Below are 15,904 nucleotides of genomic sequence, written 5' to 3' on the forward strand. Positions count from 1 at the left end.
GCTTAGCGCTTAATGGTTTTATCTTGTTCTTTAACAATCTGGAAGAAGCACAACAAAGAGTATTTATGGTGTGCGCCATCCCCGCAGCGACTACGGTCGGTGATGGTGTGGTGCACCAACGATAAGTACGGGTTGTGATTGCATTATAAATTTGTTCAACAAGTTCTCAAAAGACGTATCACTACCTTCGGGTACTGATGCGAGCCTATGAAAACTGATGAGCGGCACACAAGCGCGAAAACTCAAGTGTTCTTATAACCTATAACGTTATAGGATCAAGCGACTAAGTGCACATGGTGGATGCCTTGGCGATTACAGGCGATGAAGGACGTGGTAGCCTGCGTAAAGCTGCGGGGAGCTGGCAAACAAGCTTTGATCCGCAGATGTCCGAATGGGGCAACCCACACCAGCAATGGTGTATCCCACACTGAATACATAGGTGTGTGGAAGCGAACCGGGTGAACTGAAACATCTCAGTAACTCGAGGAAAAGAAATCAACCGAGATTCCGAAAGTAGCGGCGAGCGAAATCGGAACAGCCTTGACGTTTTAGCTTTATCGATAGTCGAACGCGATGGAAAGCGCGGCCGTAGCAGGTGATAGCCCTGTAGGCGAAATCGATTTAGTGGAACTAGGCGTCAGACAAGTAGGGCGGGACACGTGAAATCCTGTCTGAAGATGGGGGGACCATCCTCCAAGGCTAAATACTCGTAATCGACCGATAGTGAACCAGTACCGTGAGGGAAAGGCGAAAAGAACCCCGGAAGGGGAGTGAAATAGATCCTGAAACCGTGTGCATACAAACAGTAGGAGCGGGCTTGTCCCGTGACTGCGTACCTTTTGTATAATGGGTCAGCGACTTACATTCAGTGGCAAGCTTAACCGAATAGGGAAGGCGCAGCGAAAGCGAGTCCGAATAGGGCGATTTTAGTCGCTGGGTGTAGACCCGAAACCAAGCGATCTATCCATGGCCAGGTTGAAGGCACGGTAACACGTGCTGGAGGACCGAACCCACTAATGTTGAAAAATTAGGGGATGAGCTGTGGATAGGGGTGAAAGGCTAAACAAGCTTGGAAATAGCTGGTTCTCTCCGAAAACTATTTAGGTAGTGCCTCACGTATTACTGCCGGGGGTAGAGCACTGTTATAGCTAGGGGGTCATGACGACTTACCAACCTATGGCAAACTCCGAATACCGGCAAGTAGCAGCGTGGGAGACAGAGCACCGGGTGCTAACGTCCGGACTCAAGAGGGAAACAACCCAGACCGCCAGCTAAGGTCCCTAACTATGGCTAAGTGGGAAACGAAGTGGGAAGGCATTGACAGTCAGGAGGTTGGCTTAGAAGCAGCCATCCTTTAAAGAAAGCGTAATAGCTCACTGATCGAGTCGTCCTGCGCGGAAGATGTAACGGGGCTAAGCCATAGACCGAAGCTGCGGATAGGCATACTTATTTATAGGTATGCCTGTGGTAGGAGAGCGTTCTGTAAGCCTGCGAAGGCAGATTGTGAAGTCTGCTGGAGGTATCAGAAGTGCGAATGCTGACATGAGTAGCGATAAAGGGGGTGAAAAGCCCCCTCGCCGTAAGTCCAAGGTTTCCTGCGCAACGTTCATCGGCGCAGGGTGAGTCGGCCCCTAAGGCGAGGCAGAGATGCGTAGCTGATGGGAAGCTGGTTAATATTCCAGCACCGTCGTAGAATGCGATGGGGGGACGGATGGCAGAAGGTCATCGGGGTGTTGGATGTCCCCGTTGTTGCACTGTAGAAGGCGCTTAGGCAAATCCGGGCGCGTAATTCAAGGGTGTGACTGAATAGGACTTCGGTCCTAAACTGATTGGAAGCTGTTCCAAGAAAAGCCTCTAAGCTTCAGTTCTACGAGACCGTACCGCAAACCGACACAGGTGGACGGGATGAATATTCCAAGGCGCTTGAGAGAACTCAGGAGAAGGAACTCGGCAAATTAATACCGTAACTTCGGGAGAAGGTATACCCCGGTAGTGTGAAGGGCTTGCGCCCGGAGCATGATGGGGTCGCAGAGAATCGGTGGCTGCGACTGTTTATTAAAAACACAGCACTCTGCCAAGACGAAAGTCGACGTATAGGGTGTGACGCCTGCCCGGTGCCGGAAGGTTAATTGATGGAGTGCAAGCTCTTGATCGAAGCCCCGGTAAACGGCGGCCGTAACTATAACGGTCCTAAGGTAGCGAAATTCCTTGTCGGGTAAGTTCCGACCTGCACGAATGGCGTAACGATGGCCACACTGTCTCCTCCTGAGACTCAGCGAAGTTGAAGTGGTTGTGATGATGCAATCTACCCGCGGCTAGACGGAAAGACCCCATGAACCTTTACTGTAGCTTTGCATTGGACTGTGAACCGGCCTGTGTAGGATAGGTGGGAGGCGTTGAAGCGTGATCGCTAGATTGCGTGGAGCCAACCTTGAAATACCACCCTGGTTTGTTTGCGGTTCTAACCTTGGCCCGTTATCCGGGTTGGGGACAGTGCATGGTGGGCAGTTTGACTGGGGCGGTCTCCTCCTAAAGCGTAACGGAGGAGTTCGAAGGTACGCTAGGTACGGTCGGAAATCGTGCTGATAGTGCAATGGCATAAGCGTGCTTGACTGTGAGACTGACACGTCGAACAGGTGCGAAAGCAGGACATAGTGATCCGGTGGTTCTGAATGGAAGGGCCATCGCTCAACGGATAAAAGGTACTCTGGGGATAACAGGCTGATACCGCCCAAGAGTTCATATCGACGGCGGTGTTTGGCACCTCGATGTCGGCTCATCTCATCCTGGGGCTGTAGCCGGTCCCAAGGGTATGGCTGTTCGCCATTTAAAGAGGTACGTGAGCTGGGTTTAAAACGTCGTGAGACAGTTTGGTCCCTATCTGCCGTGGGCGTTGGATACTTGACGGAGCCTGCTCCTAGTACGAGAGGACCGGAGTGGACGTACCGCTGGTGTATCGGTTGTCATGCCAATGGCATTGCCGAGTAGCTACGTACGGAAGAGATAACCGCTGAAGGCATCTAAGCGGGAAACTCGTCTGAAGATAAGGTATCCCGGGGGCTAGACCCCCCTGAAGGGTCGTTCGAGACCAGGACGTTGATAGGTCAGGTGTGTAAGTGCAGTAATGCACGTAGCTAACTGATACTAATTGCCCGTGCGGCTTGATCCTATAACCTTGTAGGTTACGTGTTCAAGTACCGTTCAAACAAATGAAAGACAAAGTCGTGTTCCAACCCGAACACGCAACACCATCGCGGCCCGTACTGCCCGATGACACCCCTAAATACTTGTACGCAGTCCTTGCCCCGAATAGGGTGGCGAGTGCGGTGCTTCTTCCCAGATTGGTCGTGTGGCCAAGGTGGTGCCCCAATCCGGCACGCCCCACGCCCCCCGACACCCGGTTACGCTTGACGACCATAGCGAGGTGGTCCCACTCCTTCCCATCCCGAACAGGAACGTGAAACGCCTTTGCGCCGATGATAGTGGACGTACGTCTGTGAAAGTAGGTCATCGTCAAGCTCTTATGCAGTAAGAAAACCCCCGCCCGTGTAAACGTGCGGGGGTTTTTGTATTGGGCGCGCCAATGGCATGATCCATGCCAGGCGGTGTACCCGGCTTTGGATCCGGGACGCATGGAATCTGTTACTGCTGGCTGGCCTCCCGAGTGGTGATTCGTACTATGGCGTTTACCTGGGCGCCAATTGCCCTGGGTACGGGAATGTTTCCGGCCATCACTTCCTCTATCCATCTGGCGGTTGTGGATGCGTCGTGGTTTTCAGGTAAAACCGGGGTGTCCCGATGCTCTTTCTCGGTCGCTGGGATTGCAATTTCTTTGCCGCGGCCGTGCAACCATAGGGCTTCGCGCGCGAGTTCGGTATCAGCGACGGCTTCGCCTTCTGTACCCCGGCTTAACAGAACGCCGATAGGCCCGGCCGTACCCGCCTGGCTGAAATAGTCGGCCAGTGTATCGCGGTACGCGGTATGCGTGTAGTTGACGAGCCGAAGTGCGGGCTGGCTGAATGGTTGCAGCATCTTGGCAAGCGTATGGGCCGAGTTCCTTACACCCAGGATAGTGCGCAGCGCCAGTTGCTTGGCCAGGGCAGGGGCCAGCACGTCGATGGAGGCGAAGGCCAGTCGGCTACGGACAAGTGCGTCCTCAATGCTTCGCGTATCCGGTGCCGGCTGAATGCCCAGCTCAGTCAATATTTCGGCTGTGCTGACTCTGCCAGGCTCGCTGGCGATACCATGGATGAGCACCGGTATGCCTTGCTTGCTGAGCAGCAGCGCCAGCAAGGGTACGAGGTTCGCGCGCCGGCGAGCTCCGTTATAGCTTGGGATCACCACTGGTGTGGCAAAGGGACAGTTCAAATAATCGATTGCGCCGTGGACCGCATCCAGCATGCCCGCCAGTTCTTGGGGAGTTTCTCCCTTGATACGATAGGCGAGTAGCAGTGCGCCGAGCTCCAGGTCGCTGACCCGATTTGCGAGAATCGCGTCGTAGACCAGATTGGCGTCCTCATAGCTCAGTCCGCGACCGCCGCGTGCACCGCGGCCCACCTCTCGAATATAGGCGGCGCATGAAAAAGATTCCGGTGGGTTCAGCATAATGAAAGGTGTTCTTAATTTGAATGATGTTCTAAGTTGGAATGGTGTTCTGAACTGGATGACAGGTCATGGGCTCAGGTCGTTCAAGAAACGATCCCGCCAGACAGAAAGGTTGTTTTTTTTAAGTACGCCCATCATATGCTCGTATCGCTGCTTTCTTTCCTCCAGCGGCATGTTCAGGGCCCGATCCAGGCCGTCTGCCATGCCTTGCACATCATAGGGATTGACCATCAGCGCGCCTTGCTGCATTTCGGCTGCGGCACCCGCAAACTCGGACAGTACCAGCACCCCGGGATCGTTTGCCGGTTGCGAAGCCACGTACTCCTTGGCGACAAGATTCATGCCGTCGCGCAGGGGCGTCACCAGCCCCACCTGCGATACCCGGAAAAACGACATCAAGAGTGTTCTTTCGTATGAACGGTTCATGTAGCGGATCGGTGTCCAGGAGAGTTCGGTCCATTTGCCGTTGATGCGCCCCGCGGTGCTTTCAAGCTGACGCCGTATCTGGCGGTAGCCCTGGACGTCCTGCCGGGACGGCGGAGCTATTTGCACAAGCGTTACTTTTCCGCGGTGCTGCGGGGAGCCTTCCAGCAAACACTCGAAAGCGTCAAATCGTTCGACCAGGCCTTTGCTGTAGTCGAGACGGTCGACACTGACGATAAGCTTGCGATGTTGCAAGCCTTCCTTCAAGGCGTCCAGCGGTTTGGAGTATCGGGATTCCTTGGATAGTTCCTTGATCTGGTCGGGCTGGATTCCGATCGGATAGGCGCCCACCTTGATGCTGCGCTCGCCCATTTTGAGCGTGTTGCCGTTCAGCGTGGCGTCGAGATATCGGGTGGCATAGTCGATGAAGGCCTGCACGTCGCCTTGTGTCTGGAAGCCCACGAGATCGTAGGCACACATCGATTCGACGAGTTCACGATGCGAGGGAATAGTACGCAGCACCGAAGGACTGGGAAAGGGAATGTGAAGAAAAAAGCCGATCTTATTCTTGATGCCAAGACCGCGACATGCCTGGCCGAAAGGGATGAGGTGGTAGTCGTGCACCCAGATGATATCGTCACTCTTGACGGATGACGTCAATAGTTGGGCGAATCGCCGATTAACGGCACGGTAACCGGTGTAGTCCCGTCGGATATAGCGGCTCAGATCGATCCGATAGTGGAAAGTCGGCCACAACACGCCGTTGGAGAAACCGCGATAGTACTGATCGTATTCCCGCTGTGTCAGCGCGACGGTTACGAAATCGATATTTTTGTCGCTGTGGGTTATGGGCAACTGCACCGGTTCTGTTTCGATCTCCCCATTCCAGCCCAGCCAGATTCCGCCCATTTCCCGCAGCGCGTCCAGGACTCCGACAACCAGTCCTCCGGCCGAGCTTTTACCCTCGGTGATCGATGCGACGCGATTAGATACCACGATCAGCCTACTCATAGCCATGTCTCCCGTCTAGTGACGCATTGCCGCCATTGGAAACATGAGCAGCAAGAAGTGAGCTCAACCATGCGGTGAGTGCCGGCGGGTCGTCCAGCCGCCAATTGGCTTGCGTATCGCCCGGGCCGATCTTGATGCTGATTCCGTCCAGGGCGTTGACAATTCCGAACGCGGATTCGTCGGTAAGGTCGTCGCCGACGAAGAGCGGGATGCGTCCCTGAAACGGCGCGATGCCCATGAAGTGCTCAATGGCCTTGGCTTTGCTTGCCCCGCGCGGCTTTATTTCCACGACCATTTTTCCTTCCTGGACTTCGAACACAGAATGATGCTTGAGTAAGGCGTCGGCAGCAAGCCGGCGTATTTCGTCTTCAAATTCAGGTGCGTTGCGGTAATGAAGTGCAACGGACAAGGCCTTACGCTCCAGTATCGTTCCTGGCAGGTTGCGTAGTCGGTTCTCCGCCATGGCGCTTATGTCTTGCAGGCTTTCCTGCGGTACATTCAGCGTTTCGATCTTTCCGTCCGGCATTCTTATTCGTGCTCCGTGCAGCGCGGCGTAAGGCAGGATCAGCGGTCCAAGAAGGCGGTCAATGTCGGGTGAATCGCGACCCGACACGATGGCCAGTGAACCGGCACTTGCCCGGTAAAGGTCGTCAAGCAGATGGAGCGTGGCCACGGGAACATGCGCCTCGTCCGGTGTCGCAGCGATGGGTGCCAGCGTGCCATCGAGGTCAAGGAATATGGCAAGGGCGGCCAGCGCGGGCCGTGGCGCCTGTGTGGCGGGCAGCTTCCCGCTGCTGTGCAATGTCGGATTCCCTAGTGGCTTGTTATTCGTGTCTGTTGGCATGATTGGAATATCGCTCAATAGATGCTGTCGGGCGGGAATGCATTCTATAGATACCAGTCATGCGCGTCGGACGCAAGCATTCTTGCGTCCGCATTCGTCCTATTCGATGTTCTGCGCCTGCTCGCGCATCTGTTCGATTAGCAATTTAAGATCGATGGCCGCGCGCGTAACGCTCAAGGCGCTGGCCTTGGAGCCCAAGGTATTGGCTTCGCGGTTCATTTCCTGAAACAGAAAGTCCAGGCGCTTTCCCGCGCTACCGATGTTTTTCTTGTCTTTCCGACCCATGGTTTCGCCGGTGCTTAGCAGGTGCTGGAGTTCGGCGATATGCGAGCGCAAGCGGGATAACTCTTCGGCCACATCAATGCGTAGTGAATAAAGTGACGATTCCTGGGCGATGCGGGCGGACAGTTCCGGACCGCTGATCAGGGCGAATCCATCGGGGCTTACGGCGGCCAACGTATCGCGCAGCTTGTTGCTGAGTTTATCCTGGTGTTCCACAAGCAGGGCCGGCAGCTGGACCTCTACGTCGTCGACAATGGTGCTGACCGCCACCGCGCATTCGCTCATTATGGCGGCGAGGCGTTGGCCTTCACGCTCGCGGGCGGCCTGTAGTTCTGCGAGCGCCTGAGTGGTGGCCTCAGCGCACATGGCGGTCCATATCTCGGGGTCGAAGCTGGCGTTTTCGGCGGAACTGGACGCATTGAGAAGCTCGGAAAGGCGTGGCGCCGGCACATCCGGAATGACCCGGCGTGCTGTCTGCAGTTGCGCGGCCAGCATTGACAGGTAGTCGGGATCGAGGCTGGCCATGGCGCGGGTCTCGGTGCGTGCATAGTTGACCCGGATTTCGACTTTTCCCCGTGTCACCACCGCTCCGAGCTTTTCCCGGATGATATTTTCCGCCATGCGAAGGTCTTCCGGCAGACGGAAGTTGATATCCAGAAACCTGCTGTTGACGGTGCGGAATTCGACGGTGACGCTGCCTTGTGCCGATTCGGCGCGTGCGTTGCCAAAGGCGGTCATGCTACGGATCATGAGGGGGAATTCCTGTTGTGTGCGTAAAACCATATTGTAAGGCCGCGCTGGATCACGACCGCGATGGCGCGAGGATTGCCTTTCACCGCGCGCAGCCCCAACGCTTTCGGCGTGAGAGTATCATTCCCTCCTGATCCTCGACATTATTTTGGAGTCTCTCTTGTCCGAATCAACGCCTAACCCTGCCTATAACACCGTTCGTCCGACGGGCCGCGCAACGACTGAATTGCGGCCGCTTTCCATCGAGACCGGCTATACCCGCCATGCCGAAGGCTCGGTATTGATCAAGGCCGGCGACACGCATGTCTTGTGTAACGCAAGCGTACTGGAGAAAGTGCCGTCTTTCCTTAAGGGTAAAGGACAAGGATGGGTCACTGCGGAATATGGGATGCTTCCACGCTCGACACACACACGCTCCGATCGCGAAGCGGCTCGCGGCAAGCAGAGTGGACGTACCCAGGAGATCCAGCGTCTGATTGGCCGCAGTTTGCGGGCCGTATTCGACCTGAACGCCCTGGGTGAGCGCACGCTGCATCTGGATTGCGACGTATTGCAGGCGGATGGGGGCACACGCTGCGCCAGCATTACCGGCGCGTGGCTGGCCGCCGCAATTGCTACGCGCGGATTGTTGCAGCAAGGCCTGGTCGCGTCCAACCCTTTGATCGACCACGTGGCCGCCGTATCAGTGGGATTGGTCAATGGCCGGCCAGTGCTGGACCTGGATTACATTGAAGACTCGGGCTGCGGCGCCGACATGAACATTGTCATGACGGGCGCTGGTCATTTCGTAGAGGTGCAAGGAACCGCCGAAGGCCAGACCTTTGATCGGGAAGCACTGGACGCCTTGCTGGATCTGGCCCGGGACGGGATTGTCGAGCTGGTGGCAGCCCAGAAGCTGGCTCTGGGCTGAGCGTTTCTGCCGAGAGAACGCTAACCGAGAAAGCGGCCCACCATCTGGAGCTCTGCAAGACTCCAGACTTTTTCGATCAGTGCCTGGCTTTCTTCCTTGCTCGCGGCGTTTCGGTAGGTTGCAAGCCTGAAGGCCTTGTCTTCAATCTCGTTCCTGCTTAGTGTGTTCCCCGGGTCTCCCTTTGGTTCGTCGACGCGAGCCGTCAGCGTGCGACCATCGCGGGTCTGCACGGTGACCTTGCCTATCCACTGGCGGGGATAGGCGGTATCGACTTCGTCGTCGAGTTCCATCGATACCCGTGATCGGAACGCGGCGACCGCGGGATCATCCAGACCCGCGTCGAATTCGGGCAGGCCCGCACGGCGTTGTTGTGCGATCAGCCCCAGCACCGAGCCCATGGAGAATTTGGACTGGTGGACCGAAGTCGGGTTCGTAACCGGACCCAGTACGTCGATAGCGCCTTGGTGTACATGGGCGACGACGCTGGCAATGTCATCGATCGACAGGTCATTTGACTGGACGACGTCCAGCAGCGCATCGGCAGCGGGATGCGTGTGGCGACAGGAAGCATGGAACTTGAACGAGGTCTCAAGGACCGTCCAGCGCGTTCCCAATCGGTCAGTCAGTTTTGCCGGGTCGGCATCCTGGGACATGCCGGCTCCCATGCCTTGCGGGCCTTCCAATATATGCTGTGCACCGGTAAATCCGTCGTGCGCCAGATACGCGGCGGTCATTCCGTTTGCCGCCGCCTTGGCCGTATGCAGTTGCTTGGAGTCGGCGGCGTCGCGCAAAAATTCCCACAAACCGGCGGCCTGTGTGCCGGCTGAGCCCAATGCATGAAGCATTTGCTGCTTGTTCAGGTTCAACAGGCGGCCCACAGCCACGGCGGCCGCCAACGCACCTGCAGTTCCAGTAGTGTGAAAGACCTTGTAGTGTGATCGGCCCAGGAATTCACCCACGCGTATTCCGACTTCGTAGCCGGCCACGCAGGCCACTAGAAGTTCTTTGCCGGAGCGCCCTAACGCCTGGGCGGTGGCGATCGCCGGCGGAAAAACCACCGCGGCGGGATGAAATACCGAACCGTTATGCACATCGTCCTGTTCGACCATATGGGCGGCTGCCGCGTTGACCATGGCAGCGAAAAGCGGACTGGTGCTTCGGCGGGTGACCATGTTCTCGGAGGGACCGCTGGTGGGGCCCATGGTGTCGGCGAACTGGGCAATGGTTTGCACGGCGCGCGCACTGGAACCAGCCAGTGTCGACGCAAGGCAATCGAGCATCAGGTCTTCAGTGCGGCGCAGCACATCGTCCGGGATGTCTTCGTAAACAAGTTGAGCTGCGAATTCGGCGAGTTCGGCACTTGGATGAGTCATTTCAGGATTCCAGCCAGGTTACGGTAAAGGGTGAACATAGGTTCGTAGGCTTAAAACGAGCGGGGCAGGCCCAACACGTGTTCAGCCACGTAGGAAAGTATAAGATTCGTTGAAATGGGCGCTACCTGATACAGGCGGGTCTCGCGGAACTTGCGTTCGATATCGTATTCATTGGCAAAGCCGAACCCGCCGTGGAACTGCAGGCAGGCATTGGCGGCTTCCCACGATGCGTCGGCGGCAAGAAGTTTGGCCATATTGGCCTGGGCGCCGCAGGGCTGATGCGCATCGTACAACCGGCAGGCCTCGTAGCGCATGAGGCTGGCAGCCTCTACATTGATGTGAGCGCGGGCAATGGGAAACTGCACACCCTGGTTTTGGCCGATGGGGCGGTTGAAGACGATGCGTTCTTTGACATAGGCGGACACTTTATCAATGAACCAGTGCCCGTCGCCGATACATTCGGCGGCGATCAAGGTGCGTTCGGCGTTCAATCCGTCGAGAATGTACTTGAAGCCCTTGCCTTCTTCCCCGATCAGGTTCTCGGCGGGAATTTCGAGGTTGTCGAAGAACAGCTCATTGGTTTCATGATTGACCATGTTCAATATGGGGCGCACTTCCATGCCCTTGCCGATGGCTTCGTGCAGATCAACGATGAAAATCGACATGCCTTCGGATTTTTTCTTCACCTGATCCAGCGGGGTCGTGCGTGCAAGCAGTATCATCAAGTCGGAATGCTGTATGCGTGAAATCCATACCTTTTGCCCGTTGATCACATAACGATCGTTGATCTTGACGGCGGTCGTCTTGATCTTCGTGGTGTCGGTGCCCGTCGTGGGTTCGGTTACGCCCATGGATTGCAGGCGCAGTTCGCCCGTGGCGATGCGTGGAAGGTAGCGCTGTTTTTGTTCAGCGGAGCCGTGCCGCAACAGGGTGCCCATGTTATACATCTGGCCGTGGCACACGCCTGAGTTTCCGCCGCTGCGATTGATTTCTTCCATGATGACCGACGCTTCCGTCAGGCTCAGGCCCGAGCCGCCGTATTCTTCGGGTATCAGTGCCGCGAGCCATCCCGCTTCCGTCAGGGTGTTGACGAATTCTTCGGGGTATCCCCGTTCGTGGTCCACCTTGCGAAAATACTCGGGGGGAAACTGGGAACATAGGTCGCGTATGGCGTCGCGAATTTCCTGGAAGGGCTGGATGGATTGTTGCATGGCGTGATGGCGTCCGGTTTCATTACAATGGCTATCACTTTGCCCGAATGCTTCCTGCTTGCCAATTATTGCTTGCTTAAGCCTGGGTTTGCCAATTTTGAAGAGAATACCTATACATGGCGATGCACTTTGATTTGACCGACATGCAGCTCATGGTCAATGTTGCCGGCGCCCAAAGCATGACAAAGGGCGCGGAACGATCATTCTTGTCATTGCCCGCAGCCAGCAATCGGGTCAAGAACCTCGAGAATCACCTGGGGACAGCGCTTTTTTACCGCAATAGCCAGGGTGTTACGCTTACGCCTTCAGGCGAAGCGTTTGTGCGGCATGCGCGTGTGGTGCTGCGCCAACTCGAGCATTTGCGCGGCGATATACAGGAGTACGCCAGCGGTGTTAAAGGGCGGGTCAGGGTGTATGCCAATACGACGGCAATGAATGAATTCATGCCTGCAATTTTGGCCAACTACCTTGCCGCGCATCCCGACGTCAATGTCGAACTGCGCGAACGGCTCAGCTACCTGGTTGTCAAGGCGGTCGCCGACGGGACGGCCGATGTCGGCATTACCGCCCAGGTCGGCGGTGGCGAGAGTATTGAGTTCCTGCCTTATCGGACCGACCGCCTGGCGCTTATCACGCACCAGGATCATCCATTGGCCGCGAATGCAACGGTTGATTTCGATGAGACCTTGGTCTATGACTACGTTGGGCTCTCCGAAGCCAGCGCCATTCACGCATTCCTGCTGCAGGCGGCGGACGACCTGGGCCGCGTACTGCGTTTTCGGGTAGAGGTCAGCAATTTCGAGGCGGCGTGCCGCATGATTGCGGCACAGGTGGGAATAGGCGTAATTCCAGAGTCGGCTGCGCGGCGCTATGTAAAAGATTTACCCCTGAAAATAATCACCTTGAACGATGCATGGGCGTTACGGCGCCTGCATATTTGTGTCAAGCAGTTTGATAAGCTGCCGGTTTTTGCCAAGGAACTTGTTTCCTTGCTGGTCAAGGACGGCGCAACGGAGAAAGGCAGTGAATAAAGTAGTATTGGCGTCGAACAATCGAGGCAAATTAAGGGAATTCTCCGCCATTCTCGAGCGGGCCCACATCACCATGGTTGCGCAAGAGGAACTCGGCGTGTCAGAGGCAGAGGAACCGCACCTGACTTTCGTCGAAAACGCGCTGGCCAAAGCCCGGCATGCCAGCCGGATCACCGGCCTGCCGGCCCTGGCCGACGACTCGGGCCTGAGCGTGGCTGCGCTTGATGGCGCGCCCGGGGTGTATTCCGCCAGGTTCGCGTCGATGGCGGGCGGTGAAAAATCCGATGCGGCTAATAATCGGTATCTGGTGCAGCAATTGGCGGGTGTCGAAGATCGCAGCGCCTGCTATGTGGCGGTGCTGGTGTATTTGCGGTCCGCGGACGACCCCATGCCTGTCATCGCCCAAGGTGTATGGCAAGGGGAGATCGTGGATACGCCCAAAGGCGGTAACGGCTTCGGCTACGATTCCCACTTCTTCCTTCCCGCACTGGGCAAGACGGCAGCCGAGCTCGATCCGGCGGAAAAGAACCGTTGCAGCCACCGCGCCCAGGCCCTGACGTTGTTGTTGCAGGCTTTGAACGACCAAGCCGCCGCGACCAAGACGTCCTAACTTCGAGACCCAGGTGCATCCTATTTCCGCTCAAGTACCCGAAGAAAGAATAAAAAAACCCGGTGTCGTGCCTCGCATCAGCGCCTCGTCGGCGCTTACCAGTCTTCCACCTTTGTCCCTGTATGTACATGTGCCTTGGTGCGTGCGCAAATGCCCTTATTGTGATTTTAATTCCCATGAATTAAAGAATGAGGTGCCCGAGCGCGAGTACCTGGCTGCCTTGCAGGCCGACCTTGAGCAGGCGCTACCCCTGATATGGGGACGGCAGGTCGTGTCTATTTTCATTGGCGGTGGTACACCCAGTTTGTTGTCAGCCAAGGCGCTGGATGAAATGCTGGCCATGTTCCGCGCCTGCCTGAATGTGCTTCCCGATGCCGAAATTACCATGGAAGCCAATCCGGGCACCGTCGAGGCGGGACGCTTTGCCGATTACGCGGCCAGCGGCGTGAATCGCATGTCTTTGGGCATCCAAAGCTTTGATGACAGGGCGCTCAAGGCGCTGGGCCGCATACACGATGCCAGGCAAGCCCGTGAAGCGATCGAAGTCGCACAGCGTTCGGTCGATCGGGTCAACCTGGACCTCATGTACGCCTTACCGGGACAATCCATCGAGGCCTGTGCGAAAGACTTGCAGCAAGCCATGGCGTTTCAAACGGGTCATTTGTCCCTTTATCATTTGACGCTTGAGCCCAATACGGTTTTTGCCAAATACCCGCCTGTTGTGCCCGATGACGATATCAGCGCGGCCATGCAGGATCTCATCACCGAGGCGACCAGTGCCGGCGGCTGGGAACAATATGAAGTGTCGGCTTATGCCAAGCCTGGCCAACGCTGCCTGCACAACCTCAATTATTGGGAGTTCGGCGATTATCTCGGTATCGGCCCAGGGGCGCATGGCAAATTGTCGTTCCATGACAAGATAATACGGCAGGCCAAGCTGAAGAATCCTGCGTCCTGGATCGAGAAATCCGTCCGTCGCGACGGCAGTCATATTGCTGAAGAACGCATCATCGGGCCGGCCGAATTGGGATTCGAATTCATGTTGAATGCCCTGCGTCTTAAAGACGGCGTCGCGTCGAGCAGTTTTAAGGAACACACAGGTTTATCGCTGCTTGCCATCAAGCCCGCCGTCGACCGTGCCCGGGCCAGAGGGTTGCTCGATCCCGAGCTTGGCCGTTTCCGCGCCAGCGCCCTGGGCTGGCGGTTCTTGAACGACTTGCAGGCCGAATTTCTTGAGTAAGCACGCCTGGGTCGCTTCATGCACCGCAATTTGCCCCATAATGGTGCGTAATGTACCGTTATGGGGAATCATGAAGGCGCGTTCTCGCAGCATGCGCCGTTATGGTCTATTTAAACCTGGCATGATCATTGCGTAAGGTTATTTGTCTTTTCCTAATTTTCTCGATTCTATTGGTGCAGGAGCCCCTATATGTCCACCCCGGAAGAAGTTGTTAAGCTAATTGCAGATCGTGAAGTCACTTTTGTCGACTTTCGCTTTACCGATACGCTAGGTAAAGAGCACCACCTCACTGTGCCCGCCCACACGGTGGATGAAGAGAAAATGGAAACAGGTGTGGCGTTCGACGGCTCGTCCATTGCCGGATGGAAAGGGATCGAAGCCTCCGACATGGTGTTGATTCCTGACGCAAGCACGGCGCACCTGGATCCATTCCGGGAAGAAAACACACTGATTCTTACCTGCGATGTGGTGGAACCGTCCGACCTCAAGGGCTACGACCGCGATCCCCGTTCGCTTGCCAAGCGTGCCGAAGCCTATCTCAAATCCAGCGGCCTGGGCGATACCGCTTACTTCGGTCCCGAGCCGGAATTCTTTGTCTTTGACGGAATTACCTGGAATGACGACATGTCAGGTTGTTTCGTCAAGATCAAGTCCGACGAAGCCCCTTGGTCCAGCGCCATCGACATGGATGGCGGCAACCAGGGACATCGGCCGGGCCTGAAAGGCGGATATGTGCCGGTATCCCCGGTAGATGGTTTCCAGGATATGCGCTCCGAAATGTGCCTGCTGCTCGAGCAGCAGGGCGTTCCCGTTGAAGTGCATCACCACGAGGTTGCAGGCCAGGGCCAGCTGGAAATCGGCACCCAGTTCAGCACATTGGTCCAGCGTGCTGACTGGAACCAGATCCTGAAATACACCGTCCGTAATGTGGCCCATGTATACGGTAAAACGGCTACGTTCATGCCCAAGCCCATTGTCGGCGACAATGGTTCCGGCATGCACGTACACCAGTCCATCTGGAAAGACGGCCAGAACTTGTTTGCTGGCAATGGCTATGCTGGCTTGTCCGAATTCGCGCTGTACTACATTGGCGGCATCATCAAGCATGCCAAGGCGCTGAACGCAATCACCAATCCGGGCACCAACTCGTATAAGCGCCTGGTTCCCCATTTCGAAGCGCCGGTCAAGCTGGCTTATTCGGCTCGGAACCGCTCGGCGTCCATACGCATTCCGTATGTCAGCAGCCCCAAGGGCCGCCGCGTCGAGGCCCGTTTCCCCGATCCGCTGGCCAATCCCTACCTGGCATTCTCGGCATTGATGATGGCAGGGCTGGATGGCGTGCAGAACAAGATCCATCCCGGAGATCCGGCCGACAAGAACCTGTACGACCTGCCTCCGGAAGAAGACGCAAAAATCCCGACGGTTTGCGCATCGCTCGAAGAGGCCGTTGCCGCGCTGGACCAGGACCGCGAGTTCCTGACTCGTGGCGGTGTATTCAGCAACGATATGCTTGACGCCTATATCGAACTCAAGATGGCCGAGATCACGCGCCTGCGCATGACTTCTCACCCCGTCGAGTTCGACATGTATTACAGCATCTAAGAAAAACGCCGG

11 protein-coding genes and 2 rRNA genes are annotated in these 15,904 nt (G+C 56.5%); 7 read left to right on the forward strand and 6 right to left on the reverse strand.

What is annotated here, in order from left to right; all coding sequences use genetic code 11:
• The first annotated feature begins 273 nt into the window (after nucleotides 1-273).
• Nucleotides 274-3,169, forward strand: a 23S ribosomal RNA gene (locus CR159_RS14670).
• Between the two features lie 237 nt (nucleotides 3,170-3,406).
• A 5S ribosomal RNA gene (rrf, locus tag CR159_RS14675) occupies nucleotides 3,407-3,519 on the forward strand.
• A 123-nt stretch (nucleotides 3,520-3,642) separates the two neighbouring features.
• Here the strand turns inward: rrf and ybiB are convergent.
• The 4 genes from ybiB to CR159_RS14695 all read right to left on the reverse strand — a co-directional run bounded on the left by ybiB (nucleotide 3,643) and on the right by CR159_RS14695 (nucleotide 7,915).
• Complete coding sequence (ybiB, locus tag CR159_RS14680) at nucleotides 3,643-4,605, reverse strand: DNA-binding protein YbiB (RefSeq protein ID WP_102074715.1); 963 nt, start codon at nucleotides 4,603-4,605, stop codon at nucleotides 3,643-3,645.
• 66 nt (nucleotides 4,606-4,671) lie between these two features.
• The gene (gene otsA / locus CR159_RS14685) at nucleotides 4,672-6,039 is read right to left on the reverse strand and encodes an alpha,alpha-trehalose-phosphate synthase (UDP-forming) (protein WP_102074716.1); all 1,368 of its coding nucleotides are present in this window, start codon (nucleotides 6,037-6,039) and stop codon (nucleotides 4,672-4,674) included.
• The gene (otsB, locus tag CR159_RS14690) at nucleotides 6,032-6,883 is read right to left on the reverse strand and encodes a trehalose-phosphatase (protein ID WP_102074717.1); all 852 of its coding nucleotides are present in this window, start codon (nucleotides 6,881-6,883) and stop codon (nucleotides 6,032-6,034) included. Before otsB ends, otsA begins: the two co-directional genes overlap by 8 nt.
• Nucleotides 6,884-6,982: 99 nt before the next feature.
• Nucleotides 6,983-7,915 carry a YicC/YloC family endoribonuclease gene (locus CR159_RS14695; RefSeq protein WP_102074718.1) on the reverse strand — a complete coding sequence of 311 codons (933 nt, stop codon included), beginning with the start codon at nucleotides 7,913-7,915 and terminating at the stop codon, nucleotides 6,983-6,985.
• 160 nt (nucleotides 7,916-8,075) lie between these two features.
• Between CR159_RS14695 and rph the strand changes: the two genes are divergently transcribed.
• Nucleotides 8,076-8,825, forward strand: coding sequence for a ribonuclease PH (rph, locus tag CR159_RS14700; protein ID WP_102074719.1), 750 nt, complete (start codon nucleotides 8,076-8,078; stop codon nucleotides 8,823-8,825).
• A gap of 20 nt (nucleotides 8,826-8,845) precedes the next feature.
• Here the strand turns inward: rph and CR159_RS14705 are convergent, their stop codons facing one another.
• Entirely contained in the window at nucleotides 8,846-10,198 is a 1,353-nt protein-coding gene (locus CR159_RS14705) for an MmgE/PrpD family protein (protein WP_102074720.1), read from the reverse strand.
• Nucleotides 10,199-10,248: 50 nt separating this feature from the next.
• Nucleotides 10,249-11,409 (reverse strand): acyl-CoA dehydrogenase family protein, encoded by a 1,161-nt coding sequence (locus CR159_RS14710; protein WP_102074721.1) that lies wholly within the window; start codon nucleotides 11,407-11,409, stop codon nucleotides 10,249-10,251.
• A gap of 116 nt (nucleotides 11,410-11,525) precedes the next feature.
• Between CR159_RS14710 and CR159_RS14715 the strand changes: the two genes are divergently transcribed.
• The 4 genes from CR159_RS14715 (at nucleotide 11,526) to glnA (ending at nucleotide 15,892) form a co-directional block, all read left to right on the forward strand.
• A complete protein-coding gene (locus CR159_RS14715; RefSeq protein WP_102074722.1) occupies nucleotides 11,526-12,440 on the forward strand; it encodes a LysR family transcriptional regulator in 915 nt (304 codons plus the stop codon).
• The gene (gene rdgB, locus CR159_RS14720) at nucleotides 12,433-13,050 is read left to right on the forward strand and encodes an RdgB/HAM1 family non-canonical purine NTP pyrophosphatase (protein WP_102074723.1); all 618 of its coding nucleotides are present in this window, start codon (nucleotides 12,433-12,435) and stop codon (nucleotides 13,048-13,050) included. The genes CR159_RS14715 and rdgB overlap by 8 nt, the downstream gene beginning before the upstream one ends.
• 49 nt (nucleotides 13,051-13,099) lie before the next feature.
• Nucleotides 13,100-14,290, forward strand: a complete 1,191-nt coding sequence (gene hemW / locus CR159_RS14725) for a radical SAM family heme chaperone HemW (RefSeq protein ID WP_233208343.1) — start codon at nucleotides 13,100-13,102, stop codon at nucleotides 14,288-14,290.
• A gap of 189 nt (nucleotides 14,291-14,479) precedes the next feature.
• Nucleotides 14,480-15,892, forward strand: coding sequence for a type I glutamate--ammonia ligase (gene glnA / locus CR159_RS14730; protein WP_102074724.1), 1,413 nt, complete (start codon nucleotides 14,480-14,482; stop codon nucleotides 15,890-15,892).
• Nucleotides 15,893-15,904 lie beyond the last annotated feature (12 nt).

Source organism: Pollutimonas subterranea (assembly GCF_002849655.1).
In the GTDB taxonomy this organism is placed as follows: Bacteria; Pseudomonadota; Gammaproteobacteria; order Burkholderiales; family Burkholderiaceae_B; genus Pollutimonas; species Pollutimonas subterranea.

What these genes read in the sequence shown, in the direction of transcription:
- CR159_RS14705 (WP_102074720.1), bottom strand. Translation starts at nt 10,198, where the DNA reads ATGACTCATCCAAGTGCCGAACTCGCCGAATTCGCAGCTCAACTTGTT.
- CR159_RS14695 (WP_102074718.1), bottom strand. Translation starts at nt 7,915, where the DNA reads ATGATCCGTAGCATGACCGCCTTTGGCAACGCACGCGCCGAATCGGCA.
- glnA (WP_102074724.1), top strand. Translation starts at nt 14,480, where the DNA reads ATGTCCACCCCGGAAGAAGTTGTTAAGCTAATTGCAGATCGTGAAGTC.
- ybiB (WP_102074715.1), bottom strand. Translation starts at nt 4,605, where the DNA reads ATGCTGAACCCACCGGAATCTTTTTCATGCGCCGCCTATATTCGAGAG.
- otsB (WP_102074717.1), bottom strand. Translation starts at nt 6,883, where the DNA reads ATGCCAACAGACACGAATAACAAGCCACTAGGGAATCCGACATTGCAC.
- CR159_RS14710 (WP_102074721.1), bottom strand. Translation starts at nt 11,409, where the DNA reads ATGCAACAATCCATCCAGCCCTTCCAGGAAATTCGCGACGCCATACGC.
- CR159_RS14715 (WP_102074722.1), top strand. Translation starts at nt 11,526, where the DNA reads ATGGCGATGCACTTTGATTTGACCGACATGCAGCTCATGGTCAATGTT.
- otsA (WP_102074716.1), bottom strand. Translation starts at nt 6,039, where the DNA reads ATGAGTAGGCTGATCGTGGTATCTAATCGCGTCGCATCGATCACCGAG.